Here is a 24,710-nt window from a genome sequence, read left to right as displayed (position 1 = left end):
GGTCACCGTGAAGTTGTTGTTTTGCAAGGAAAAGTGCGGGGTGCCCTCAGACCGTCGTCGGGGGAGGACGTGGCGGTCTGAGGGCGGAGGTGGCCCTCAGGCCGCCGCTGGGGGTTCGGCGGCCTGCGGGCGGGTCTGAGATGGTCGGTGCGGCGGTCGCCTCTCGGCGGTGGGCTCGACGCGGTACCAGCCGAACGGTTCTCCGCGAAGGCGATTTGGGTGAGGCCCGGGGGACACGTTCCGCACCGACCGCTTTCTACAACGGTTGTGGTGTCTGGTGTGTTTCCGGCCGGCCTGTGTGGTCGGTCACCCTGAAGTTGTTGTTTTGCAAGGAAAAACGGTCGGTGCGGCGGTCGCCTCTCGGCGGTGGGCTCGACGCGGTACCAGCCGAACGGTCTTCCGCGAAGGCGATTTGGGTGAGGCCCGGGGGACACGGACCGCACCGACCGCTCTCTACAACGGCCCCGGAATCTCGCGTGTTTCCCGGTGATCTGTGTGCTCGCTCACCACACATGACAGCGCGCGAACGGGCGGCGCGGTCCGGAGTCCGCGTCGCCCGTTCCCCGCCTGGCAGCGTCAGTCGCCGAGCAGGTAGTCCATCGACCTGTCCATCACGAGGTGGCGTGCCGCGGCGCTCGTGATGCCCTCGAAGCCGAACCCGAAGTAAAGGGTGTCGGCCGTCCTCACCACGGCGCCCTCCGGGAACCCGGCGGCGGTGGTGCGGGTGAAGTTGTTGCCGTTGGGCGCGCTGCCCGCGGGTGGGCCGGTGACGGTCCAACCGTCCACACCGGACTCGAACGACGTGCTTCCCTCGCCGGTCGTGACGGTGATGTCGTCGACGAACGTGCCGAGGCCCTGGGTCGCCCAGTCGCTGGCGTAGGCGATGGACACCTCGACCTGGCTGCCCGCGTAGGCGGACAGGTCGACGTTCCACTGCTGCCAGCCGGCGGAGCTGCCGGACGCCGCGTTCCACGTGCCCGTCGTGCCGGTGGGTGAGCAGGTGCCGTCGGCGTTGATCGTCTGGTAGTGGTCGAGGTGCGGATGCAGGTCGCGCCAGCCCGCGGGGCAGCTTTCGCCGGTGGCGGTGGAGGTGTGCCCGTTGAGGTCGGGCAACGTCGTCCAGTTGGTGCCGCCGGCCGTGCGGGCCTCGACGAACACGTAGTCCCAGTCGGCCTCGGTGTCGTGCGACGTCCAGAACGACATCTGGGCACCGCCGGCTGGCACGGTGATGGTGCGCGTCAGCCGCTTGTACGACACGTCGCTGATCTGCGAGTACATGTAGTAGTCGCCGGTGTGCGGGGCGAACGGGCCGCCGGGGCGGTCCCAGACGGCCGTGACCGTGCTGGCGAACTGCGGGTACTGGTTCACCGGCAGCAGGCCGCTCGTCGTCAGGAACGACGCGGTGTTGTTCTGGTTCTGCGCGCTGTCGGTTCCGTTGAGGTCCCACGTGAGGCCTGCGTGCGGATCCGCGACGCCCTTGACGGCGAACGGCTCGTGGTTCTCGTCCTGGCCCGCGCCGCCGTTGATGATCGCGGCGCCGAACCAGTACTCGATGACGTCGTTCACGCCGTCGCCGGAGCCGCGCAGCGGGCGGCACCGCGTGTCCTTGTCCGGCAGGGTGCTGCACTGCTTGTTCTCGAACGGGTCGTAGAGCTGGGTGCCGATCCCGCTGGCGCCGGTGTACTGGTGCCCGGCGTTCTTGCCGGTGTAGAGCACCTTTCCGCCCTCGTTGAGGTAGTCGCGGATCTCGAAGAGCTCCGTCTGCGCCAGGCTGGAGGCGTTGCCGACGCCCCAGCCCGCCTCGCGCGTCACGGTGTCGTCGCCGGTGTACCAGACGACAGCCTTGTAGTGGCTCAGCACGCCGAGCGCGTCAGGTGCCCTGCGGCCGTGCGCGTCCACGTCGTACACGTCGTGGCTGATGCCGTTGGCGCTGAGCGCGTCCGTGTAGAACGACAGGTACTTCGGTGCGGTGACGCCCTGCACGGGCGAGGCGCCGGTGTAGTCCTCGGCGGCGAGGACGAGCACCTTGGCGCCGCTCTCGGAGACCGCGTGGTAGGTGAACGAGCCGCTGGTCTGGCCGCCGCCCTCGAACCACACCTTGACGTCGTCACCGGGGTTCGTGCCGGTCACGGTGCCCCGCACGACGTGGTAGTAGTTCGCGTTGCCGGCGTTGTAGCGCTCGCCGCCGGTCCACTCGGTCGTCGGTGCGCTGTGCACCGGTCCGTTGCCGATCTGCCACTTGACGGTCACCGCGCCGAGCGACTTCTTCGCCAGCACGCGAACCTCCTGCGGGTCGCCGTAGGACTCGGCGAACGTGAAGTCCAACATGGACAGCGGGCCGTTCTCCTGGTCGGCGTCGGCCTGGTCGAGGTAGAACGGCTTGACGCCGATGCCGACGGCCGACTTCGGGTTGGCCGGGTCCGGTGCCGACTTCGCGAGCGACAGCGAGAACGGCAGCGCCTTCTGGAACTCGGCCTCGACGAGAGCCTCGTCGTCGGGGAAGACGAAGCCGCAGCCCTCGCAGCCCTCGCCGAGCTCCGGCGTGAACGCCACGGTGCCGCTGTGGCTGTCGGCGTAGTCGGTGGTCTCGCCGTTGGTCACGTACAGCTCGTCGGAGCTGATGCCGGGGTCGAAGCCGGGGATCGCGGGATTGGCGTCGGTGCCGGCGAGCGCGACGTAGATCGGGTTGTCGGCCTCCGGCGTGCCGGTCTGCCAGCCCTGCGGGTAGAGGATGAGCGGACCGTAGGAGTGCATGTTGGACTGGAACTTCGGCTTGATCCGGTCCAGCAGCCCCTGCATCGCCTTCGTCTCGGGCTCGGAGACCGCACTCGGTCCGCGGTAGGTCTCGCTGGCCGCCGCGGTCGACGACCCCTCGTTGTCGTAGTTGAAGTGCTCGTCGAAGTTGCGGTTCGGGTCGACGCCGTCGCCGACGGTGATCTGCCCGTTGCCGTCGTTGTCGCGGAGGTTCTTGCGCCACAGGCGTTCCACGTCGAACGTGTACTGGTAGCCGTCCGGGTTGGCGACGAGCACGAACCACAGCTCGGTTTCCTTGAGGAGCTCCTTGATCTCCTTGTCGCCCGCCTTGAACCGGTCGACGACGTTGCTCAGCAGCCTGCGGTTGACCTCGGTGCTGATCCACTCACGAGCGTGCTGCGTCGACGAGTACAACACCGCGGGCCTGGCTCCGTCGCGCAGGCCCACGGCGCCCTGCGTCACCTTCAGCGCGATGATCTCGCGGCCCTGCCCGGTCTTTCCGAGCACCTCGAGCTTGACGAGGTTCTGGTTGTTGCGGGCCATCGCGTACAGCTGGTCGCGGATCCCGCCCGGCTCGTCGTAGGACCGCCACACGGTGTACCCGGCGGCGGCCTGCTCGGCGGCGAGCTGCCTCGCGCTCTTGCCGTCCTTGTTCTTCTTGACCTTGGCGTCGACACCGCGCTTGGCCAGTTGCGCCTGCTGGCTGCCGGCGAGCACGAGCTCGACCTCGACCTTGTCGCCGGACGCCCGGCTGCCGACGACGTCGAAGCCCTGTCTGGAGAGGTCACCCGCCTGTTGCGGCGTCACCTCGGCGACGTAGACGTCGAGCGGGTCGGCGGTGGGAGCGGCCGCGGCGGGTGACGCCGCCACGCCGCCGAGGACGAGAGCCAATGCGGACAGGAGAGTCGTGGACCGCTTCATCGCGTTCCTCCGTGGCGTGCGTGGTCGACGCAAGACCAGCCGACGCTACGCCGATCGGGCGTTGCTTTGACGAGCCTTTCGGCCCTACTCTTTCGGCCCAACGGTGGCAGCACGTGGTGGAGTGGTCGCGCCCTGTGGCTCGGGCTCCCACTCGTACGGCTTCGCAACGGAATCGCTGCCGCGGGAGAGGCTCTCGAACGCCGTGCGCGCGTCAACCTCGTCCTCCGCCATCTTCGCGGCGATGAGCCCACCGAGGTGGGCGGCGGCGCAGGAAGTGCCCCGCCACGACACGAAGCCTGATTTCAGCCCTTTGAGAGGTGCGCCGCTTTGCAGCGTGACGGCCGTCGACTTGAAGTAGGCACTGACGAACTCACCCCTCGGTCCGGGGTCGACTGTGCAGGTCACCCACGGGAGGTCGGGACTGTAGTCCAGGCGCTCGAACTCCCCGTCCTCGTCGGGGAACGGGGTCGGCAGCCCGACTGCCACGACGTCGCGGAGCGCCGCCGGCCACGTGGGGGAGTTGCGCGTGATCTGCAGATCCCGCGACATGCCGCTCATGGCACCGTGATTGCCCGCCGCGGCCACGACCAGCATGCGGCGGTTGAGCCGCTCGATGGCGCGTTCGAGGATCAACGGCGCCTTGCCGTCGTGGGTGCGGCAGCCGCTGGCCAGCACGAGCACCTGCACCCGGTCCTTCGGCTCGTCCAAGTAGAACTTCTCGAGCTGCTTGACCACGCACCACGCGGAGGCCTTGCCGTCGTCCTTGAGAGCGGCGCGTGCGACGAGCTTGGCGGCGGGCGCCTGGTTGAGGATGAGGCCGGCCATGAAAATGCCGTGCCCGGCTTCGAAGAAGACGCTGTCGGGTGCCTTGTCCAGGGTGAATCCCATCGGCTCGATGGCCTCGCCGGGAATGGCCTCGTGTTCGTAGATCCTCGTGTCGAGCAGGCCGACGCGCACACCTTCGCCTTTGCCGGCGTGTTCCGTGAGCCATCCGGAAGGTCGGTCCACCGGTTTCGGATCCCACAACGTGTGGCTCTTGGTCTGCGGGTACGCGCCGAAGACGCTGTTCATCTGCCGGTTCTTGCCGATCAACGGCACCCAGCCCCCGCAGCGTCCGGCGAACCGCGCCCGCACCTCGTTCAGCACCGGGTCGAGGTCCGCGACCGGCTGGGTGTCGTCGTGGCCGGGGACAGGCCCGTGCTCGAGATCGAGGAGCGTGAGGTCGAACGCGGGTGCGCTCCCCACCTCCGTGGCCTGGATCTTGAGCTCGGCGAGCACCTTCTCCACGGCGTCGCGGTGGATGCTGTCGACGACGAGCTGGCCGGCGCCGTTGAGGTCTTCGCACTCGCTCTCGACTGGGGTGGTCATGTCAGCCTCCGTGGTGAGTTCTCGCTGAACCGATGCCGCCGCGCGCCGCGTTGATACCTTGGTCATCATGCTGCCGGGACCGGTGTTACACGCGGCGCGCGAGGCGATGCGGCTCGCCGACGTCGACCCGGTCAAGGCGATCCCGGTGGCCGCGCGGATCGTGCGGGAGTCCCGAGGGGACACCGCGGCCCGCGCCCTGGCCGAACAGGCGTGGGGCCACGCCCTGGCGCAGACGGGACAGGTGAGCGACGCCGTCACCCATCTGCGCCGCGCGGTCCGGCTCGGCGAGGGCAGGGCGGCCGCGGAAAGCCGGATGAAGCTCGCGTTCGCCCTGGTGCACCAGGGCCGTGCCGCGGCGGCCCTGCGCGAGGTGGACCTGGCGGTGCCGTTGCTGGGTGCGCGCGCACGCGGTCAGCGCGCCGTGATCCTCTACCACCTGGGCAGGCTGGACGAGGCGTTCTCCGACTACCAGGCCGTCGACCGCGCGTTCCGCCGCAGCGGTGACAAGCTCGGTCAGCAGCGGAACCTGGTCAACCGCGGCATCCTGCAGGCCGAGCGGCAGAACTTCGCCGCCGCCGTGAAGGACCTGCTGGAGGCCGAGCGGCTGGCCGGGGAACTGGGCCGCGACCTCGTGGTCGGGATCATCGCCGAGAACCTGGGCTTCGTGGAGGGCCGCCGCGGTGACGTCCCGGCCGCGCTGGCGCACCTGGACAGGGCCGAGGAGATCATCGGCCTGCACGGCGGCCAGCTCGCGCCGGTGCTGCAGGACCGCGCGGAGCTGCTGCTGTCCGTGGGCCTGGTGAACGAGGCCCGCGAGCACGCTTCCCAGGCGGTCGAGGCGTTCCGCGCGGAGGGGCGCCGCCTCAAGGTCCCGGAGGCCCGCCTGCTGCTCGCGGACGCCGCGCTGCTGGCCTCCGACTGGGCCGCCGCCGGCCGGCACGCCCGCGCCGCGCTCGCCCAGTTCACCCGGCAGGGCCGCGACCACCACGCCGCGCTGGCCCGCGCCACGGTGCTGCGGGCGGCGTTGAAGTCGGGAAAGCCGTGCCGGATCAGCGATCCCGACGGCATGATCGCGGCGTTGCGGGGCCGCCCGGCCGCCGTCGTCCAGGCGCACCTCGACCTCGCGTCCGTCGCCGAGCGCCGAAGACAACCGGCTCGCGCGGTCGCGCACCTGACCGTCGCGAGCCGCGCGCGGGTGCGCGGCCCGGCCGCGGTGCGTGCTCGCGGCTGGTACGCGGAAGCCCTGCTGCGCCGGCGTTCCGATCCCCGTTCCGCGCTGGCCGCGGCCAGAACCGGTCTCCGCGTCCTCGACGAGAACCACGCGGCTCTCGGCACCGGCGACCTCCGCGCCCACTCGGCCGCGCACCGCGCCGACCTGGCCTCGCTGGGCCTGCGCATCGCGTTGAGCACCGGCAAGCCCGCCGACGTCTTCGAATGGGCAGAACGCGGCCGGGCCAGCAGGTTCCTCCGCCGTGAGGTCCGTCCGCCGGACGACCCCGAACTAGCCTCGTTGCTGCCCCTGTTGCGCGCCACGGCACACGAGCTGGAGAACAGCCCCACGCCGAAGCTCCGACAACGCCAGTTGGAACTGGAACGCCGGATCAAGAACCGCAGCCGCCTGCTCCGGGCGGACGGCGCCGGTCCAGCGGAACCCGTCCGGCCGTCCGAACTGGACCTCGGCGACCGGGTGCTGGTCCAGTTCATCGAGATCGACGGCGCACTGCTGGCGTCGACTCTCGCGGACGGACGGCTGGACCTGCGCACCGTCGGCTCCGTTCGCGAGGTCGGCGATCTGCTCGAACGGGTGCCGTTCGCCTTGCGGCACCTGGCCAGACGCCCGCGCCAGGAGATCAGGACGCTGCTGGAGACCACCGCGGCGAGGCTCGACGCGCTGCTCCTGCCGCGCGACGACCGGCCCCTGGTGGTCGTGCCCACGGGCGTGCTGCACGACGTCCCGTGGTCGGCTTTGCCGTCGTGCCGCGGAAAACCGGTCGTGGTCTCACCGTCGGCAACGCTGTGGCAGGCCGCCGCGACCCAGCCTCCCCGCCCGCGCACCTTCGCGGTGGCGAGCGGCCCCGGCCTGCCCGGCGCCGAGGAGGAAGCCGCGGCCGTGGCGGAGATCCACCAGATCGCCCAGCCGCACCACGCGACCGTCGACGACGTCCTGAAGGCCCTCGCGACGGCCGGCACCGTGCACCTCGCCGCCCACGGCCGGCTCAACCCGGACAACCCGCTGTTCTCGGCCCTCTCGCTGCACGACGGCCCGCTGGTCGTCCACGACGTCGCGCGCCTCGACCAGGTCCCGGAGACCGTGATCATGGCCGCCTGCGACGTCGGCAGGCCGGTCGTGGTGTCGGGCAACGAACTCCTCGGCCTTGCCGCGACGTTCCTCGAACGCGGCGTGTCCCAGCTGATCGCCTCGGTCGTCCCGGTCCCGGACGCCGGGACCAAGGACCTCATGGTCGCGCTGCACCGCCGGTTGCGGGACGGAGCGGACCCCGCGCTGGCGTTGGCGGAGGCGCAGGAGGAACTCGGCGAGCCGAACGGCTTCGTCTGCGTGGGTGCCTAGTGGTGTGGCTCGGAACGTTGCCGGGGGAATTCGCGGTCAGACGGGTGCATCGCGGCACCGCCCCCACGTCCTCGTACTGGTTGTACGGGGGCGTGGGGGCGGTGCCGCGAGGTGCCCTGCTGAGCGTGGATTACCTCGCCAACGTTCCGAGACGCGCCACTAGGTCGATCTCCTGGCGTCGCGCCGGTTCCTCACTTCCTTGCGGACCTTCACCTCCCACGGCAGCGGGGGATCGCTCGCCGGGTCGTACGGCGGAAGCTGTGGTTGAGCCGCACCCAGATCGTGCAGCAGCAAGGACGCTTCCCTCAGGTCGTAACGACGGACGTGCGGCTCACCATCGGCCCAGGCCCTCCGGTACGCCAGTACTGCGTGCGCGAGAGCCTTCTCGTCCTCACCGAGCGCCCGCCACAGCAGGGCGAGCGGTGCGTGCGCCGGCCGGTCGCCGGAGGAGAGCCGTCCGGCCTCCGCCGCGGCATTCGACGACTGTCCTGAGTGGAGCCTGGCGAGCACGAGTTTCGTGGCTGTGTCGGTGTCGTGGATGTCGGACGTGCGCGCCATCCGCATCGCCTCGCCGAGCTCGTGCGCGGCGGCACCCCAGTCCTCCAGCTGCAGGAACAGGTTCCCTCTCATCCTGTGCACCTTGCGCTGCAGTGCTTTGCTGTTCGTCGCACGCGCGTGCTTCTCGATCGACGTCAGCTCCGAGTCGGACAGCCGGCCGGTGCGCAGCTTGAAGTACGCGTTCACGATCTCCGCCTGTCCGCTGCGGCGTGCGGCGTAGTCCCAGCTGTGCAGGAAGTCGAGCGACGCCCACATCTTCTCGGCCTCCGCCTCCTGTCCCGCGTCGACGAGGCGTTCGAACGTCGCGAGGCGCGCCACGAACAACGCCCTGCCGTTCGGGTACAGCTCGGCCAGCTCCAGCGCGAGGCGCACCACCCGGTCGGTCCGCGCCAGCCGGTTCAACCCGTCGAGCGTGGTGGCCGCGTTCGCCAGGTTCACCACAGCACGCACCGAGTTGCCGCTGTCGATGTTCTTGGTCAGCGCGAGACCGTGCAGCGCGAGGGCGCGTTCCAGCTCGCCCACCCTCGTCAACGCGCACGCCGCATCGGTCGCGAGGGACGCGGCCTGTTCGGTGATGAGGTCGCGATGCGGTGCCGACCAGCCGTGCGTGAAGAACGGTTGCAGGAGCGAGAGAACCTCCGGAAACGCTTCGAGCTTGTGCACCAGCGCACCGCCCAGCTCGGTGTACCGCAGGCCCGCCTCGTGGATGCGGTTCAGCTGGACGAGTGTGCGCACCAGCGTCATCCCGTGGCGCAGGTCCTCCACGCTCTCGGGCTCGGCGCGCCAGGGGTTCTCCCACCGCGCGGTGAAGTGGTCGACCATGCGCTGCCCGATGAGGTGCACGTCCTCCTTGAGCAGTCCACCGGCCGTGACACCGCGCACCACGGGGTGGATGTCGTAGCGCTGGGTTCGCCGGTCGTACTGCAGCAGCCCGCGGTGTTCGAGGTCGTGCACGGTCGCGCTGAGCTTGTGCAGGGCCGCCGCCTGCTCCTCGGGTTCCACCGATCGGTCGAGCGGCAGGTGCGGGTTGAACGCGCAGAGCGTCTCGTAGTCGACGGTCTCCGAGAGCAACGCCAGCGTGTTGAGCAGCCGCCAGCTCGGTTCCGGCAGCGCCGCCAGTGCCGCGCGCAGGATGTGGTTGCGCTTCCCGACGAGGTCGAGCTCGGAGAGTTTGAGATGGCCGCCGTGGTGCGGATCGGCGGCCCAGGCGTCGAAGTCGCCGCGCGCGGGGAGGTAGCCGTTGACCAGGCCGGCCACGACCCCGGTCACCAGCGGGTGGCAGTCGCAATGCCGCTTCAGGTACGCGCGTATGGCCGCGGAATCGCCGGTGACGTTGCAGCTGCGCAGCAGGGCCTCGGCGTCGGCGGGCCGCAGCCCTGGCAGGCGTTCGTGCAGCACGCCGGGAATCGGGTGGTTCGACGTGTTGAGCAGCACGGAGGGCACGAGGCGGGAGGTGATGAGGATCTTTGACGGCTCCGCGCCCGCGAGCTGCCGCAGGAGATCCTCGTCCTCGGGGCGGATCGCGCTGCACGGATCGCGGTCGGTGATGTCGTCCGACTCGGCCGCGCGGTCGTCGAGCAGCTGCGACGCGTCGTAGTGGTGGTAGGCGGCGAGAACCCGTTCGAGTCCATCGAGGACGAAGAGCCACGGGTGACGCTTGAGCTGCCGCACGAGGAGCTCCGCGACCTCGGGCGACCCCTTCGTCGCGAACTCGCTCACCGGACGCATCGTCGTGTAGGCGAGGGCGCGGCGGCAGAAGTCGTCCATCACCGCGCCCTTCTCGTAGAACGAGTACCAGAACCGGCCGGCCCAGTCGCGGCGGACGGCGGGGGCATGACGCGTGATCCACTCCCACGAGAGCATGCTCTTCCCGGCACCCCCGATCGACTCGAAGAGCAGCACGGGGTGCTGGTCGGCGGCGTCCGCCCAGTCGTTCAGCGTCGCGAGCTGAGCCCGCCTGCCGACGAACGTGTGCGACCCGATGTAGCTCGGGTGGGCGTAGAGCGCGGGCGGAGCCGGAATGTCGAGGTCACCGTCCTGCGCGGGAGCCGACGTGAGGTGCCAGCGCAGCTCGGCGACGGACTGCGTGGCGGCCGCCGAGAAGTCGGCCAGGTCGTTGAACACCCGGTACACGCGATGAACCGAGCCGCCCGCGGACGCGCGTTTGGCCTCCTCCCGGAACGCCTCCAGCTTCCGCCGCTTGTCGGGATCGACTTCCACCGCGCCGGCGACCACGGGATGGCCCGGCCCCATGATGAAGATCAGGATCGGCAGGCCCAGTCTGCGTGCTTCCCGGAACTCCAGTTCGGTGAGCGAGAGCCGGTCCGGGTTCTCCTCGCACTCCGGCACCTGGCCGTACCGGTGGCTGATCACCCCGACGTAGGCGGCCGCGTGGCGCACCTTGCTCAGCGACGCCTCGACGACCGTGCCGGCCGGCAACGCCGCGTCCTGCTCCATCGCCACCGGGTGCAGGTGCTGACCCTCGATCGCCCGCATCAGCGCGGCACGATGCTCCTCGAGATCCTCGAACGTGCTCGACACGACGACGCCCGGGTAGCGGCGTGGTTGCGGCCTGTGTGGATCCACTGCGCCACAGTACGATCATTCGGCCGTAAACCGACGCAACCGTTGCGGTGAAGGCACCTTATGCGCTCCGGAGTGGAAATTCCGGTGGCTTGACCGGTGTCGAGGTTCCGAGCAGGACCAGCGCCTGCTCGTGCCGGTGGTCGCGCAGGTGTTCCCCTGCGGCACAACAGTGGTGCAGACAAAGCAGGCCGGTTCCCCGCGAGCCAACGGCACCAGGACCGCGCGACCAGTGCGTGGCGCGTTCGCGGCCGGTGCTGTGTACTGCACCCATGCCGATCGTCTCACCCGGCTTCACCGGCCGGCGCCAGTCGCCGGACGTGCAGCTGCCGCCGGGGCAGTACCTCACCGAGGACTTCCCCGTGCTCACCGCGGGCCCGACACCGCGCGTGCCGACCGACCGGTGGGAGTTCACCGTCAGCACCGAGGCCGGCCAGAAGCACACCTGGTCGTGGCAGCAGCTGATGGAGCTGCCCGCGGAGAAGATCACCACGGACATCCACTGCGTCACCAAGTGGTCCAAGCTGCGGACCCGGTGGAAGGGCGTGTCGCTGGACGTGCTGCTGGAGGAGGTGGAGACGGCGGCGGACTTCGCGCTCGTGCACTCCTACGGCGGCTACACGACCAACCTGCCGCTGGAGGACCTGCTCGACGGCCAGGCGTGGATCGCCTACCGCTACGACGACGAGGATCTCACGCCGGAGCACGGCGGGCCGGCGCGGTTGCTGGTGCCGCACCTGTACTTCTGGAAGTCGGCCAAGTGGGTGCGCGGCATCCAGCTGCTGCTCGAGGACGAACCCGGTTTCTGGGAGACCGCCGGCTATCACGACTACGGAGACCCATGGCGCGAGCAGCGGTATCAGGGCGACTGACCTGGCGGGTGGCCGAACTGGCCGACGCCTCCGATCTCACCAAGAGCGCGCGCAGCCTGGTGTTCGACGTGCCCGGCTGGCCGGGACACCTGCCGGGCCAGCACGTCGACGTGCGGCTCACCGCCGAGGACGGATATTCGGTGCAGCGCAGCTACTCCGTCTCGTCGGCACCGGACGGCGACCGGGTCGAGCTGGCCGTGCAGCGGGTGGCCGACGGCGAGGTGTCGCCGTACCTGTGCGACGTGCTGTCGGTGGGCGACCAGATCGAGCTGCGCGGGCCGGTCGGCGGCTGGTTCGTGTGGCGGGCGGCCGACCCGGCACCGGTGACGCTGGTCGCGGGCGGGTCCGGCATCGCACCGCTGATGGCGATGATCCGCACGCGGGCCGCGGAGGGCAGCCGTGTGCCGTTCCGGCTGGTGTACTCGGTGCGCACGCCTGACGACGTGATGTTCGCGGACGAGTTGCGGCAGCGTGCCCGCGAGGACGCCGGGCTGGACGTGCGGCTCGTGTACACCCGGCAGGCCCCGGAAGGGTCTCCGGAGCCGCCGGGCCGGCTGGGTGTGGCCACCCTGAACACGCACGGCTGGCCCGCCGAGTTCACCCCGAACTGCTTCGTGTGCGGGCCCACCGGTTTCGTCGAGACGGTGTCCGACATCCTCGTGGCGCTGGGCCACGACCCCCGCCGTGTCCGCACCGAACGCTTCGGCTGACAGGAGACCACCGATGAGCGACGACCACGTCGACGGCAACGCGCTCGCGGGCGACCTGCGGGAGATCTTCGCGGTGGACCTGACGGTGGCGACGGGGCAGTGCGCGGGCTGTGGGTACCGGGGCTCGGTGGCGACCTTGCGGGTCTACCAGAACGCGCCCGGCCTCGTCGCACGCTGCCCGCACTGCGAGGAGGTCGTGCTGCGCCTGGTGCGCGCGCCCGGCCGCGCGTGGCTGGACCTGCGCGGCACGGTGAGCCTGGAAATCCCGCTGCCGTCCTGACCGCTCGGCGAGGACGATGAACGGCGCTTTTGTCCACCCCAGGTGAACAAAAGCGCCGTTCATCGAGCCAGAACGCGGGTGTGGGCGCGCTCCCACGCTGCACGGAATTCTGTCCGGTTTGACATGGCCGATACCTCCGATCGGAGGTAGCCCGGCCTCCGAACCCTGTGCGTGGATAGATGGGAGCGCTCTTACAACGTTGTAAAAACGAAGGGGACCTCGCCGATGAGAAAAGCCGCCCCCGTACTCGTCGCGCTGCTGGCGCTGGGCGTCGCGCCCGGCACACCACCCGCGGGTGCCGCCGAGCCCGTGCACGGCCTGAAAGGCGAGTACTTCAGCATGTCGGCGCCCGGCGCGCGGGACTTCGCGACCCTCGCGGGCACCGTGCTGGACGCCGAGGTGAACCACCCGGACCTGACCTCGGTCTTCGGCTTCCTGGCAGGCCGCACCGAACACACGACCGCGCGCTGGACCGGCCGGATCACCGCGCCGCGGACCGGCGACTACACGTTCCACGCCATCGGGGACAACGGGTTCCGGCTGTTCGTCGACGACAAACCGGTGATCGACCACTGGGTGGGCGACTGGGACCGCGAGCAGACCAGCGCGCCGGTGCCGCTGACCGCGGGGCGGCAGTACGAGTTCCGGCTGGAGATGTTCCAGGACACCGGCGGCGCCAACATGTTCCTGCGCTGGTCGAGCGACGGAATGCCGAAGCAGATCGTGCCGGAGTCCGCGTTCACGCCGCCTCCGGACTTCCAGGTCGTGCCGCGCACCGCAGCCGTGTCCGGTGACGGACGGGTGCTGACGGCCGAGTTCGACGGCCGCGTCACGAACGTCGCCGACCTGAAGGCCCATCTGCGGATCGACGTGGACGCGACGCCGATGCCGGTCGACGTGATCACCGCGAGCCGCAACCGGCTCACCGTCCGGCTGAGCGAGAAAGTGCTGAAGAGCCAGCGGGTCCGGCTGTTCTACGACGGCGCCGGCGCCTTGACCGTCGACGGCAGGAAGGTCGGCAAGACCGCGCGAACGGTCGCCAACTCGTCGCAGCAGCGGCTCAGGACGCCCTGGGGCGAGAAGGTCGACCCCCGCAACCCGCTGCCGGAGTACCCGAGGCCGCAGCTGGAACGCGAGAAGTGGCTCAACCTCAACGGCCCGTGGGAGTTCGCGGGCGCCAAAGCCGGGCAGCAGCCGGTGTTCGGGCAGCGGCTGCCCGAGCGGGTGATCGTGCCGTTCCCGATCGAGTCGCAGCTCTCCGGGCTGGAACGGCACGAGGACCACATGTTCTACCGCCGCACGGTGACCGTGCCGCGCGACTGGTCGGGGCAACGCGTGAAGCTCCACTTCGGCGCGGTCGACCACGAGGCCAAGGTCTGGGTGAACGGCAAGCTCGTCGCCGAGCACTCCGGTGGCTACACGGCGTTCAGCGCGGACATCACCGATGCCCTGAAGCGCGGCGAGCAGGAGATCGTCGTCGCGGTCACCGATACCACGGGCCCGCACCAGCCCAAGGGCAAGCAGTCGCGCAATCCCGGAGGCATCTTCTACACGCCGTCGTCGGGCATCTGGCAGACCGTGTGGATGGAACCCGTGCCGGACAAGGCGATCGACGACGTGAAGATGACGCCGGACCTCGCCACGAGCTCACTGGCGCTGGAGGTCAGGTCCGCAGGGAACACCAGCGTCACGGCGGTCGCGAAGGACGCGCGCGGCAAGCAGGTCGGCACGGTCACCGGTGCCGCCAACACGAAGCTGACCCTGCCGGTGCCCGACCCGCACCTGTGGTCGCCGGACGACCCGTACCTCTACCAGCTGGAGATCAGGCTCGGCGGCGACCGGGTGAAGAGCTACTTCGGCATGCGGTCCACCGGGATCGCGGACGTCGGCGGCCAGAAGAAGCTCACGCTCAACGGAAAGCCGATCTTCTCGTTGATGATGCTGGACCAGGGTTTCTTCCCGGACGGCCTGAACACCGCGCCGAGCGACGCCGCGCTCGAGTTCGACCTCAAGGCGCAGAAGGACCTCGGCTTCAACTCGGTCCGCAAGCACATCAAGGGCGAGCCCGCCCGCTGGTACTACCACGCCGACCGGCTGGGACTGCTGGTGTGGCAGGACTTCGTGTCCGTCGAGGACGGGGAGAACCCCGCGGCACGGCAGGCGTTCCTGACCGAGAACCGCGAGATGATGAAGCAGCTGCACAACTCTCCGTCGATCTTCGCGTGGATCGTGTTCAACGAGGGCTGGGGCGAGTGGGACCGCACGGTGACCGGCCAGATCACCGACGACGTCAAGGCCGCCGACCCGAGCCGGATCGTCAGCGCGCACAGCGGCGTGAACTGCTGCGCCTCCAAGGGTGACTCCGGCAGGGGCGACGTCATCGACCACCACGACTACAACAACACCGACCCCGCACGCCCGGACGGCAGGCGGGTCGTGATGGACGGCGAGCACGGCGGCTTCACCCTGCGGACTCCTGGCCACCAGTGGCCGGGCGCGCCGGCGAACATCTACAGCGGCGTGGCGGACAAGGCGGCGCTGACGGCGAAGTACGTCGACAACACTCGCACGTTCTACCTCGGGCAGGCGCGCGCCGAGCTGTCCGCGTCGGTCTACACGCAGGTCACCGACCTGGAGAACGAGCTCAACGGGTTCTACACCTACGACCGCAAGCGCATCAAGGTCGATCCCGGTCCCGTCCGCGAGATCAACCGGCGGGTGATCGAGGCCGGGGCGAACGCGGGCACGCCGTACCCCTATGCGGCGCGCGGCGAGTGGAAGCTCGACGAAGGCAGGGGAACGGTGGCGAAGGACTCCAGCGGCGGCGGCAACCCGCTGACGCTGAGCCCGACCGGTGTCACCTGGAAGTCCGGTGCGCTGGAGTTCACCGGCGGCTCCGCGGACACCTACGGTCCCGTGGTCGACACGACCGGCGACTACACGGTGTCCGCGCGGGTGCGGCTGGACGAGCTGCCCGGCAACTACGCCACCGCCGTGAGCCAGGACGGCAGGGAGCGGGAGAACCCGTTCTACCTGCAGTACGGGCAGGGCGCGTTCGCGTTCAGCACGCCGGGTGGCAACCGGGCCCGCCACGAGATCACCCCGGAGCTCGGCCGCTGGTACGAGCTCACGGGAGTGCGGGCGGGCAACGAGATCCGCCTCTACGTCGACGGTGTGCGGGTCGCGACGGCGCCGGCCGGACCGGCGATCGTGAGCACCGGGGCGTTCACGGTGGGACGCGCGAAGTTCGGTGGCCAGAACGTGGACTTCTGGCTTGGCGCGATCGACGACGTCAGCGTCGTGGGCCGCGCTCTGACGGACGCGGAACTCGCGGGGTGAGCGGCGAGGTGCTGGACCGGCTGGTCCAGCACCTCGCAGGTAATCTCTGTCCAATGGGGAAGATCGTCCGCATCGGCGTGTTCTACGACGGCACGTGGTTCGCGTATCTCAGCGACTTCTACGCGACAGCGCACGCGCGGGCCGCCCGGATCTCGCTGGACGGTCTGCACGACGCCCTGCGCTGGTACGTCCACACCGAGACCGGCCGCCCGCTCGACGAGTGCGTGGTGTCCGAGGCGCACTACGTCCGCGGCCGCATCGAGACCCCGGCCGCGTCGTTCGACGCGGTGCTGAGCGCCGCCGGGGTGACCCGGCACGACCTGCCCCTGCACGGCGGCAAGGAGAAGGGCGTCGACGTCCAGCTGGCGCTCGAGGCCTGGGACCGCGCCACCACCGTGCCGCTGCAGTGGGTCGTCCTGCTCACCGGCGACGCCGACTTCGCCCCGCTCGTGACCAGGCTGACCGAACGCGGCGTGCACGTGGTCGTCCCGGTCGTCGACGTCCGGACCGTCGACAGCGCGCCGGCCTGGACCCCGCGCACCGCCGCACCGCTGCGCGCCGCGACCCCGTTCACGCCCGGTTTCGACGAGCTGTTCGCGCCGGCGGACCTGTCCGAGTACCCGTTGCGGCGCGCGTTCGTGCGGTCGTCGGAGGCCGTCGCCTCGCCGGTGGGCGCGCCGCGCGGTCGCCGGCGGGGGACCGTGACGACGTGGAAGTCCGGGCAGTCGCACGGGTTCATCACCGACACGCGCGGCGGTTCGTGGTTCGTGTCGCGTGACGACCTGCCGGAAGGGCTGACGTTGCTGCTGGCCGGGACACCGGTGTCGTTCACCGGGTCGCCGGTGCCGATGCCGGGCCGCAAGTACCCCAGGGCACTGCTGGTGCGCCTCGACGACAGATGACAGGAAGAAGTACCGGCAGAAGTGTGATGTGGTTCTTGCCGGTGCTTCTTCGTGGCCCGCGGGTTGATCTTGTGATTGCATCGGGGTCATTCCGGTCTGTACTCACCCCGCAGCACTACTCGCCGCAGGGGACGAAGGGCGCGTAGTTGTTGTGACCGCTGTTGGAGCTGTGCTCCGGCGTATCCCGCGGCGAATTCTCTGGCCAGGCGTGTTCGGCGCCGTGATGCTCGCCGTCGGCGGGCTGGGCGCCGGTGCGATCGTCCGCCGTGACCCGCTGCTGAGCGGGACGATGCTGAACGCGATCAGGTACGGCCACGGCCACGACCTGGCGTTCATGGTGCTGTTCGCCGGGCTCGGGCTGATGGTGCTGTCGTGGGTGCGGCTCGGGCGGCTGGTGCTCACCGGTGAGGCCGGTGGCCGGGTCGTGTCGGTGGCCGCGGCGGCGTGGACCGCGCCGCTGATCATCGCGCCGCCGTTGTACAGCCGGGACGTCTACAGCTACCTCGCGCAGGGTGCGGTGGCGTTGCGCGGCTTCGACCCGTACGCCGAGGGCGCGTCCGTGCTGGATCTGCCGCTGCGGGGCAACGTCGCGGGGCTGTGGCAGGACACGCCGTCGCCGTACGGGCCGTTGTTCCTGCTGCTCGGCAAGGTCACGGTCTTCCTGACCGGTGACAACGTCATCCTCGGCGCGATCTTCATGCGCCTCGCCGTGCTCACCGGGCTCGTGCTGCTCGGCTGGGCGATTCCGCGCCTCACCCGGCATCTGGGCGGGCGGAACTCGACGGCGTTGTGGCTCACGGTGGCCAACCCGTTGGTGGTGGCGCTGGGCATCGGCGGTGCGCACAACGACATCCTCATGGTCGGGCTGATGGTGGTCGGCGTGGTGAAGGTGCTCGACCGCAGGCACCTCACGGGGTTCGCGTTCATCGCCCTGGCCACCGCCGTGAAAGCCACCGCGGTGCTGGTCGCGCCGTTCCTCGTGTGGGTGTGGGCGGCGCGGCTGTCCGGTCCGGCACGGCACCGCTTCCTCACCGCGGCCATTACCGCCGGAGCAGTCTTCGTGCTCACCTTCTCCGCGGCCACCGTCCTCGCGGGCGTCGACCTCGGCTGGATCAACGTGTTGCGGTCGCAGGGTCCGTTGCTGACGTGGATGTCGTTGCCGTGCGCGGTGGCGGAGATCCTCTTCTACGGGGTCGGCCAGTACCTGCCCGGCTTCACCCGGCTCGGCTTCCTCAGCGTGTTCCGCGCCGCGGGCGTGGTGCTGCTCGCCGGCGTGCTGGTGCGGCAGTGGTGGCTCGCCAGACAGGGCGGTGTCGAAGCGGTCCGGCGCGCCACCATCGCCCTGCTCGCCGCGACGGTGCTGGCGCCGTCCGTGCTGCCCTGGTACTTCACGTGGTCGCTGGCGCTGGCCGCGGCGTTCCCGTGGAAGAACCGCATGGTCGCCGTGCTGGCCGGTGTGTCGGTCTGGATGGTGCTGGTCACGTTGCCCGACGGCACGATTGTCGCCCGCTGGACCTACGACGACATGAACCCCTGGGTGTGGTGGCCCTACTTCGCCGCGACGGTGCTCGCCGGCGTGTGGGTCGGACGGGCACTGCTGCAACCCGCGCCCGTCGTTGCCGGATCAACGCAACTCGTCGGAGGAAACGGTGGGTGAGCTCGAGAGCCGCGCGTTGCGGTTCGCGCCGCTGGTGCTGGGCGTGTCGCTCGCCCTCCACGCCTGGACGCTGGGCAACCCGGCGGACTGGGGGATGATCGACCTCAAGGTCTACTGGAGCCTCGCCCCGAACGTCCTCACGGACCAGCTCTACGACATCAACATGCCGTTCACGGCCGACTTCCCGCTGCCGTTCACCTACCCGCCCTTCGCGGCGATGGTGTTCCTGCCGGTGTCGGCGCTGCCGTGGCTCGCCGCGCGCATCGTGTGGCAGGTGCTGTCGGTGTTCTGCCTGTGGTGGCTCGTGCGGACGGCGCTGAAGTCGCTGGCGGCCAAGGCGGATCAGCCGTACGACGCCAAGTGGTCGCGCCGGGCCTTGCTGTGGACCGCGCTGGCCCTGTGGTGCGAGCCGGTGCGCAAGACGCTCGACTTCGGACAGATCAACCTCGTCCTCGTCGCCGGGGTGTTCGCCGCGATGATGGCGACCCGGCAGGCGGTGGCCGGACTCGGTGTCGGTGCGGGCGTCGGGATGAAGCTGACGCCCGGGATCTCCGTGCTGTACTTCCTGGCCACCCGCAGGTTCGCCGCGGCGGTGTGGTCGGCGGTGGGTTTCGCGATCACCGTGGCCCTCGGGTTCCTGGTGTCCGCCAAGGATTCCTGGCGTTACTGGTTCGAGCTGCTCGGTGCGGCCGACCGGGTCGGGCCGGTGGGCTCGGCGATCAACCAGTCGCTGCGCGGCGCGTTGTCCCGCACTTTCGGTTACGACGTCGAGATGTCCTGGCCGTGGCTGCTCGCGGTGGCGGTGTCGGCGGCACTGACGTGGTTCGCGGTGCGCGCCGCGGTACGAGCGGGCGACGAACTGGCCGCATTGCTGTCCGTGCAACTGTTCGGGCTGCTGATCTCCCCCATCTCGTGGAGCCATCACTGGTTGTGGATCATCCCGGTGGTGCTCTGGATGGCCTACGGCGCAAGACATGCGGCGCTCGCCGTGGCGTGGGTCGTCGTGACCGGATCGGACGTGATCACGTTCCTGATCAACCAGCAACCGTCCATTTGGGAGATTCCGAGGCCGTGGCCGCTCGCCGCGCTCGGCTGGGCGTACCCGGCCCTCGGACTGCTCACCCTCGCGGCCGTGCCGAAGCTGCTCCGCGTGGGACAACGCGCGGAGGTGGCGCTGTGAGGCAACTGGAACAGCGGCTGCTCCCCGTCGCCCCCTGGCTGCTGGTGATCTCCGCGGTGGTCCGCACGTGGGTCATCGTCACCGGGTTCGGCAACGAGTCGATCGACCTGTACGTGTACTGGTCGCTCGCCCCGCACGTGCTCGACGGCGACCTGTACCAGGTGACGTCGCCGCACTCGCCGCCGGACTTCCCGCTGCCGTTCACCTACCCGCCGTTCGGCGCGCTGGTGTTCCTGCCGATGACGTGGATGTTCTGGGGCCTCGCCCAGTGGAGCTTCCGCCTGCTGTCGGTGCTGTGCCTGTACTGGATCGTGCGCGTGACGCTGCGGCTGGTCGCGGGGGAGGGCTGGACGACCGACGCCCGGTTGTGGCGGCAGCGGGCGATCCTGTGGACCGCGGTGCTGCTGTGGATGATGCCGGTCTTCCACACCTTCGAGTTCGGCCAGATCAACCTGGTGCTGGCGGCGGTCGTGCTGGCCGCGATGGTGGCGCGGGACCAGCGGGTCGCGGGCGCCGGCATCGGCCTGACTGCCGGGGTGAAGCTCGTGCCGGCGATCTCCGGCCTGTACTTCCTCGCCACCCGCCGGTGGGCGGCCGCGCTGTGGTCGATCGTCGCGTTCGCGGCGAGCGTCGGCCTCGGCTTCCTCGTGGACTTCAACCAGGCCAGGCAGTACTGGTTCGTGCTGTTCGGCGACCCCGACCGGGTGGGGCCGATCGCCACCGCGCACAACCAGTCGCTGCGCGGGGCGTTGTCGCGGACGTTCGGCTACGACGTGGGCATGTCGTGGCCCTGGCTGATCGCCGCTGTGATCGCGGTGATCGTGACCGGGTTCGCGCTGCGGGCGGCCGTGCGGGCGGGTGACGCGCTGATCGGCGTGGTGACCGTGCAGTTCCTCGGGCTGCTGCTCTCGCCGATCTCGTGGGACCACCACTGGGTGTGGGTCGCTCCGCTGCTGATCTGGCTGGTGCACCACCGGATCGCGCCCTGGGCTCGCACCACGCTGCTGGTGCTGTGGGTTCCCGTCATGTTCTGGGACGTGATCGCGTTCCAGCTGCACCGGCAGCCGACGATCTGGACGATCAGCCGGCCCGGCTGGCTGTCCGCGGTCGGGTGGGTCTACCCGGCGTTCGCGCTGGTCACGCTGGTCGTGATCGCGGTAGCCCTCACCGGTGCCCTGCGGATCCGCTCGACGGACCTGAAGAACACCGTCAGGCCGATCGCCGTCAGGTAGACGAGGTGTCCGAACCGGCTGGCCAGCCGGTTCCCCGTAGGTTCATCGGTCATGGAGCACGAAGTGCGCGGGGTGGGCCGGACCGACGGCTGGGTGCTGGCGGGCGTCGTGCTCGCCGCGCTCGTGGCGACCGGTGTGCAGGCGAGATCGCTCGGCACGTGGGTGCTCGAAGTCGTGTGGGTGCTGATCGGCCTGCCGCTGGTGGTCGCGCTGCACAAGCGGTTCCCGTTGACCAGACTGCTGACCTGGCTGTTGGTGCTGCACGCGCTGGTGCTCTGCTACGGCGGGCAGTACACCTACGCGGAGACACCGCTGGGGGAGTGGGCGCAGGAGCTGCTCGGCACCCAGCGCAACAACTACGACCGCTTCGCGCACTTCATCCAGGGCTTCGTTCCGGCCGTGGCCGTCCGCGAGGTGCTGCTGCGGCGCACTCCGCTGCGGCCGGGCGGCTGGGTCGGCTTCCTCACCGCCAGCGTGTGTCTCGCGATCAGCGCGTGTTTCGAGTTCGTCGAGTGGTTCAGCGCGCTGATCCTGGGCAGCGGGGCCGACGACTTCCTCGGGACCCAAGGCGATCAGTGGGACACCCAGTGGGACATGTTCCTGTGCCTGTGCGGCGCCATCGTCTCGTTGCTCGTGTGGCGCCGAATTCACGACCGTCAGCTCCAGCGTTCGTTATAGTAAACGTAACGTTCAACGGTTGGAGCAGCCGATGCAGGTCAGGGCGTACCTCGACGACACCTACGCGGACGAGGCCGACACTCGGGTGATCGCGGTGGGACAGCGCGACGGACGGCCGTGGGCCGCCGTCGAGCACTGCCTGTTCCACCCGCAGGGCGGTGGTCAGCCCGCCGACCGGGGCTGGCTGGACGACGTCGAGGTCGTGCCCGTCAAGGACGAGCAGTCGGGACTGGTGGTGACCGAGGGGCCGGAGCTGGCCGTGGGGCAGCGGGTGCGGGCCAGGATCGACCTGCGGCTCCGGCTCGCGCACGCCGCCCTGCACACCGCAGGGCACCTGGTCGAGGCGGCGGGCCGCTCGTTCGGGTGGGAGCTGGCCGGGAGCAACCACTTCCCCGGTCAGGCGCGCGTCGAGTTCACCGATCCGCGCGCCGACCCCCGGCTGGCGGATCCCGGCGGCCGCGAGGAGGTGACGGCCGAGCTGCGCAAGGTGGTCGCGGCGGCCGTCGACGAGGACCTGCCGGTGACCGCGGAGACGAACGAGCAGGGGCGGCGGGTGGTGTGCCTGGGTGCCCTGCACGCGGCGCCGTGCGGTGGAACGCACGTCCGCAGCCTGGGCGACCTCACCGATCTCGTGGTGCCGACGGTGAAGGTCAAGAAGGGACGCGTCCGGGTGTCGTACTCCGCCGCGCACGGGACGCGGTGATGGCCGGGCGGCCGGCGAGCAGCACCGCCGCGTCCGTGGGCGCGCAGATCCGCCGCCGCCGGGAGCAGCGCGGCATGACCGGCTCCGAGCTGGCGCGCCGGGCGGGCCTGAGCAAGGCGACGCTGTCCAAACTGGAGGCCGGGCTGGGGAACCCGACGGTGGAGACGCTCGACGCGCTCGCCATCGCGCTGCGGATCCCGCTGACCGACCTGCTCACCCGCGACACCGATCCCGGCCCGGTGTTCGTGCCCGGCACCGAGCTCGCCGAGGGAGAGGTCGGCCGGGAGCTGCTGCGCCGGATCAGCAGCGGCAACAGCCTGGAGATCTGGCGACTGCGGATGCCGAAGGACACCGAGATGCACGGCATCCCGCACGCGACCGGCACCGTCGAGCACCTGCTGGTCGTCTCCGGCCAGCTGACCGCGGGTCCGTCGGAGAACCCGCGCGAGCTGGCGCCCGGCGACCTGCTCGCGTTCGCCGGAGACGCGCCCCACCTCTACCACACCGGAACCGAACCGGCGGACGTCACCGTCGTCATCGCCTCGCCCATCGTCAGCTGAAGGGTCTTCTCACGTGACCGCCTACGCGCACGCTTTCGCCAGTGACAACTCCGCCGGGACCACTCCGGAGATCCTCGACGCCGTCGCTCGCGCCTCGTCCGGACCTGCCGCGGCGTACGGCAACGACACCATCAGCGCCGAGGTCCGCCGACGACTGTGCGAGATGTTCGAACGCGACGTGGACGTGCTGTTCACGTCGACCGGTTCCGCCGCCAACTCGCTCTGCCTCGCGGCGCTGACCCCGCCGTGGGGCAGCGTGCTGTGCCACCGCGAGAGCCACGTCAACAACGACGAGTGCGGAGCGCCCGAGTTCTTCACCGCCGGTGCGAAGCTGATCCCGCTGCCCGGCGACGACGCCAAGATCGACCCGGACGCGCTGCGAGCCGCCGTGCGGCACAAGAAAGGCGACGTGCACAGCGTCGAGCCGTCGGTCGTGAGCATCAGCCAGGCCACGGAAACCGGCGGAGTGCTCAGCCTCGACGAGATCCGCGTCCTCGGCGAGATCACCGAGGAGGCGGGACTGCGCCTGCACATGGACGGCGCGCGGTTCGCCGGCGCGGTCGCGGCCCTCGGCTGCACTCCCGCCGAGATGAGCTGGCGGGCGGGCGTCGACCTGCTTTCCTTCGGTGCCACCAAGAACGGCACGATGACCGCGGACGCCATCGTCGTGTTCGACCGCTCGCTCACGCCGGAGCTCATGTTCCGCGCCAAGCGCGCCGGCCAGCTCACGTCCAAGATGCGCTTCCAGGCAGCCCAGCTCGACGCCTACCTGACCGACGAGCTGTGGCTGCGCAACGCCAGGCACGCCAACGCGATGGCCGCGCGACTCCAGAACGGGCTCAAGGCGATTCCCGGCGTCGAGCTCGTCGCCGCGGCCGATGCGAACATCATCTTCTGCCGCCTGCCCCACCACGTCACCGACGGCCTGCTGGCTCAGGGCTACGCCTTCTACCACGACCGGTGGGAGCCGGGAGTCGCCCGCCTCGTCACGTCGTTCGCGACCGCACCAGAGGACGTCGACGGTCTGCTCACCGCCATCAGCGCGCTGAGCTGACGCCGCACACCCGTTCGGCCAGGACCTGCCAGCTCGCGATCAGGCCGTCCACCTCCGGGGTTCCCTCGCCCCGCAGGTACAGCAGGATCGGCCCTTCCAGCGCGGCGACCAGCTGCACCGCCAGCGCACCGCTCGCGGCTTCGGCCGGGCACGCCTCGTTGAGCAGCATCTGCACGTGGAACAGCGACGGGCTCTCGCTGACGGGAACCGGCTGGCCGGGATCGAGCGAGGCACGGGCCAGCACCATGTGCTCCACGAGGAACTCCAGGCGTGCCCGGCCGAACGCGATCAGCCGCTCGACCGGCGGCGCACCCGGACCCAGCGGCGGCGGCCCGCTCAGCACCCGTTGCTGGAAGTGCCTCTCCTCCTCGTCGAGCAGCGCGTGGAAGATGCCCGCACGGGTGCCGAAACGGCGGAACACCGTGCCCTTGCCCAGCCCTGCCTGCTCGGCGAGGCCGTCCATGGTGACCTTGTCGGCGCCCAGCTCCGCCACCATCCGGCGAGCGACGTCGATCAGGTGGGCGCGGTTGCGTGCGGCGTCGGCCCGCTCTTCACGTGGTCGGCCCCACGGCAGCGCAACGGGTTCCACGGCCTGAACGCTACCCGCACTACAGTCAGCCGCTGTCCACGACGTGCGAGTCAGCACCGCCTTGGGCCGCGAGAACCAGCTCGTGCTGCCCGATTAGTGCCAACTGTCGTCTCAACTGGTGGTTGACCGTTGACAGTCGAGCCGGGGTGGATTACTCAGTCACCGGAGGTGGGCGGGGCCACCGGACCGCAGTAGTCGGCA

At 70.2% G+C, this 24,710-nt stretch carries 17 protein-coding genes; 13 read left to right on the top strand and 4 right to left on the bottom strand.

The window, feature by feature from the left end; translation table 11 throughout:
* Positions 1-576 precede the first annotated feature (576 nt).
* A complete protein-coding gene (locus IEZ09_RS09915; RefSeq protein WP_189253329.1) occupies positions 577-3,675 on the bottom strand; it encodes a M14 family metallopeptidase in 3,099 nt (1,032 codons plus the stop codon).
* Positions 3,676-3,759: 84 nt separating this feature from the next.
* On the bottom strand, positions 3,760-5,043 hold the full coding sequence (locus IEZ09_RS09910) for a S8/S53 family peptidase (protein WP_189253328.1): 1,284 nt from the start codon (positions 5,041-5,043) through the stop codon (positions 3,760-3,762).
* 67 nt (positions 5,044-5,110) lie between these two features.
* On the opposite strand from IEZ09_RS09910, the gene IEZ09_RS09905 reads away from it, so the two are divergent.
* Entirely contained in the window at positions 5,111-7,612 is a 2,502-nt protein-coding gene (locus tag IEZ09_RS09905; RefSeq protein WP_189253327.1) for a CHAT domain-containing protein, read from the top strand.
* A gap of 159 nt (positions 7,613-7,771) precedes the next feature.
* On the opposite strand, the gene IEZ09_RS09900 is transcribed toward IEZ09_RS09905, so the two are convergent.
* The gene (locus IEZ09_RS09900; RefSeq protein ID WP_189253326.1) at positions 7,772-10,756 is read right to left on the bottom strand and encodes a DUF4062 domain-containing protein; all 2,985 of its coding nucleotides are present in this window, start codon (positions 10,754-10,756) and stop codon (positions 7,772-7,774) included.
* 269 nt (positions 10,757-11,025) lie between these two features.
* On the opposite strand from IEZ09_RS09900, the gene IEZ09_RS09895 reads away from it, so the two are divergent.
* From IEZ09_RS09895 to IEZ09_RS09840, 12 genes are all read left to right on the top strand, one after another.
* Positions 11,026-11,625: a sulfite oxidase-like oxidoreductase gene (locus IEZ09_RS09895; protein WP_189253325.1), complete on the top strand. Its 600-nt coding sequence runs from the start codon at positions 11,026-11,028 to the stop codon at positions 11,623-11,625.
* Positions 11,595-12,335 carry a ferredoxin reductase gene (locus IEZ09_RS09890; RefSeq protein ID WP_189253324.1) on the top strand — a complete coding sequence of 247 codons (741 nt, stop codon included), beginning with the start codon at positions 11,595-11,597 and terminating at the stop codon, positions 12,333-12,335. Before IEZ09_RS09895 ends, IEZ09_RS09890 begins: the two co-directional genes overlap by 31 nt.
* A 13-nt stretch (positions 12,336-12,348) precedes the next feature.
* On the top strand, positions 12,349-12,615 hold the full coding sequence (locus IEZ09_RS09885; protein ID WP_189253323.1) for a DUF6510 family protein: 267 nt from the start codon (positions 12,349-12,351) through the stop codon (positions 12,613-12,615).
* Between the two features lie 225 nt (positions 12,616-12,840).
* Complete coding sequence (locus IEZ09_RS09880; RefSeq protein WP_189253322.1) at positions 12,841-15,954, top strand: LamG-like jellyroll fold domain-containing protein; 3,114 nt, start codon at positions 12,841-12,843, stop codon at positions 15,952-15,954.
* A gap of 53 nt (positions 15,955-16,007) precedes the next feature.
* A complete protein-coding gene (locus IEZ09_RS09875; protein ID WP_189253321.1) occupies positions 16,008-16,856 on the top strand; it encodes an NYN domain-containing protein in 849 nt (282 codons plus the stop codon).
* A gap of 151 nt (positions 16,857-17,007) precedes the next feature.
* Positions 17,008-18,513 carry a polyprenol phosphomannose-dependent alpha 1,6 mannosyltransferase MptB gene (mptB, locus tag IEZ09_RS09870; RefSeq protein WP_308202420.1) on the top strand — a complete coding sequence of 502 codons (1,506 nt, stop codon included), beginning with the start codon at positions 17,008-17,010 and terminating at the stop codon, positions 18,511-18,513.
* Positions 18,506-19,693: a glycosyltransferase 87 family protein gene (locus tag IEZ09_RS09865; protein ID WP_189253319.1), complete on the top strand. Its 1,188-nt coding sequence runs from the start codon at positions 18,506-18,508 to the stop codon at positions 19,691-19,693. The genes mptB and IEZ09_RS09865 overlap by 8 nt, the downstream gene beginning before the upstream one ends.
* A complete protein-coding gene (locus IEZ09_RS09860) occupies positions 19,690-20,925 on the top strand; it encodes a glycosyltransferase 87 family protein (RefSeq protein ID WP_189253318.1) in 1,236 nt (411 codons plus the stop codon). The genes IEZ09_RS09865 and IEZ09_RS09860 overlap by 4 nt, the downstream gene beginning before the upstream one ends.
* A gap of 51 nt (positions 20,926-20,976) precedes the next feature.
* Positions 20,977-21,603, top strand: coding sequence for a DUF2238 domain-containing protein (locus IEZ09_RS09855; RefSeq protein ID WP_189253317.1), 627 nt, complete (start codon positions 20,977-20,979; stop codon positions 21,601-21,603).
* Positions 21,604-21,622: 19 nt separating this feature from the next.
* On the top strand, positions 21,623-22,306 hold the full coding sequence (locus IEZ09_RS09850) for an alanyl-tRNA editing protein (RefSeq protein ID WP_229812405.1): 684 nt from the start codon (positions 21,623-21,625) through the stop codon (positions 22,304-22,306).
* Positions 22,306-22,866 carry a helix-turn-helix domain-containing protein gene (locus IEZ09_RS09845; RefSeq protein ID WP_189253316.1) on the top strand — a complete coding sequence of 187 codons (561 nt, stop codon included), beginning with the start codon at positions 22,306-22,308 and terminating at the stop codon, positions 22,864-22,866. The genes IEZ09_RS09850 and IEZ09_RS09845 overlap by 1 nt, the downstream gene beginning before the upstream one ends.
* Before the next feature lie 13 nt (positions 22,867-22,879).
* On the top strand, positions 22,880-23,920 hold the full coding sequence (locus tag IEZ09_RS09840) for a threonine aldolase family protein (protein WP_189253315.1): 1,041 nt from the start codon (positions 22,880-22,882) through the stop codon (positions 23,918-23,920).
* On the opposite strand, the gene IEZ09_RS09835 is transcribed toward IEZ09_RS09840, so the two are convergent.
* On the bottom strand, positions 23,904-24,509 hold the full coding sequence (locus IEZ09_RS09835; RefSeq protein WP_229812404.1) for a TetR/AcrR family transcriptional regulator: 606 nt from the start codon (positions 24,507-24,509) through the stop codon (positions 23,904-23,906). The two genes, IEZ09_RS09840 and IEZ09_RS09835, sit on opposite strands and share 17 nt — an antisense overlap.
* Positions 24,510-24,710 lie beyond the last annotated feature (201 nt).

Source organism: Lentzea flava (genome assembly GCF_014648475.1).
In the GTDB taxonomy this organism is placed as follows: domain Bacteria; phylum Actinomycetota; class Actinomycetes; order Mycobacteriales; family Pseudonocardiaceae; genus Lentzea; species Lentzea flava.
Note: the sequence above shows the minus strand (reverse complement) of the source record. Positions and strands in the feature narration are given on the sequence as shown.

Excerpts from the sequence above, each read along its gene's own strand:
- IEZ09_RS09915 (WP_189253329.1), bottom strand. The coding sequence starts at position 3,675 with ATGAAGCGGTCCACGACTCTCCTGTCCGCATTGGCTCTCGTCCTCGGC.
- IEZ09_RS09910 (WP_189253328.1), bottom strand. The coding sequence starts at position 5,043 with ATGACCACCCCAGTCGAGAGCGAGTGCGAAGACCTCAACGGCGCCGGC.
- IEZ09_RS09905 (WP_189253327.1), top strand. The coding sequence starts at position 5,111 with ATGCTGCCGGGACCGGTGTTACACGCGGCGCGCGAGGCGATGCGGCTC.
- IEZ09_RS09895 (WP_189253325.1), top strand. The coding sequence starts at position 11,026 with ATGCCGATCGTCTCACCCGGCTTCACCGGCCGGCGCCAGTCGCCGGAC.
- IEZ09_RS09890 (WP_189253324.1), top strand. The coding sequence starts at position 11,595 with ATGGCGCGAGCAGCGGTATCAGGGCGACTGACCTGGCGGGTGGCCGAA.
- IEZ09_RS09885 (WP_189253323.1), top strand. The coding sequence starts at position 12,349 with ATGAGCGACGACCACGTCGACGGCAACGCGCTCGCGGGCGACCTGCGG.
- IEZ09_RS09880 (WP_189253322.1), top strand. The coding sequence starts at position 12,841 with ATGAGAAAAGCCGCCCCCGTACTCGTCGCGCTGCTGGCGCTGGGCGTC.
- IEZ09_RS09875 (WP_189253321.1), top strand. The coding sequence starts at position 16,008 with ATGGGGAAGATCGTCCGCATCGGCGTGTTCTACGACGGCACGTGGTTC.
- IEZ09_RS09855 (WP_189253317.1), top strand. The coding sequence starts at position 20,977 with ATGGAGCACGAAGTGCGCGGGGTGGGCCGGACCGACGGCTGGGTGCTG.
- IEZ09_RS09845 (WP_189253316.1), top strand. The coding sequence starts at position 22,306 with ATGGCCGGGCGGCCGGCGAGCAGCACCGCCGCGTCCGTGGGCGCGCAG.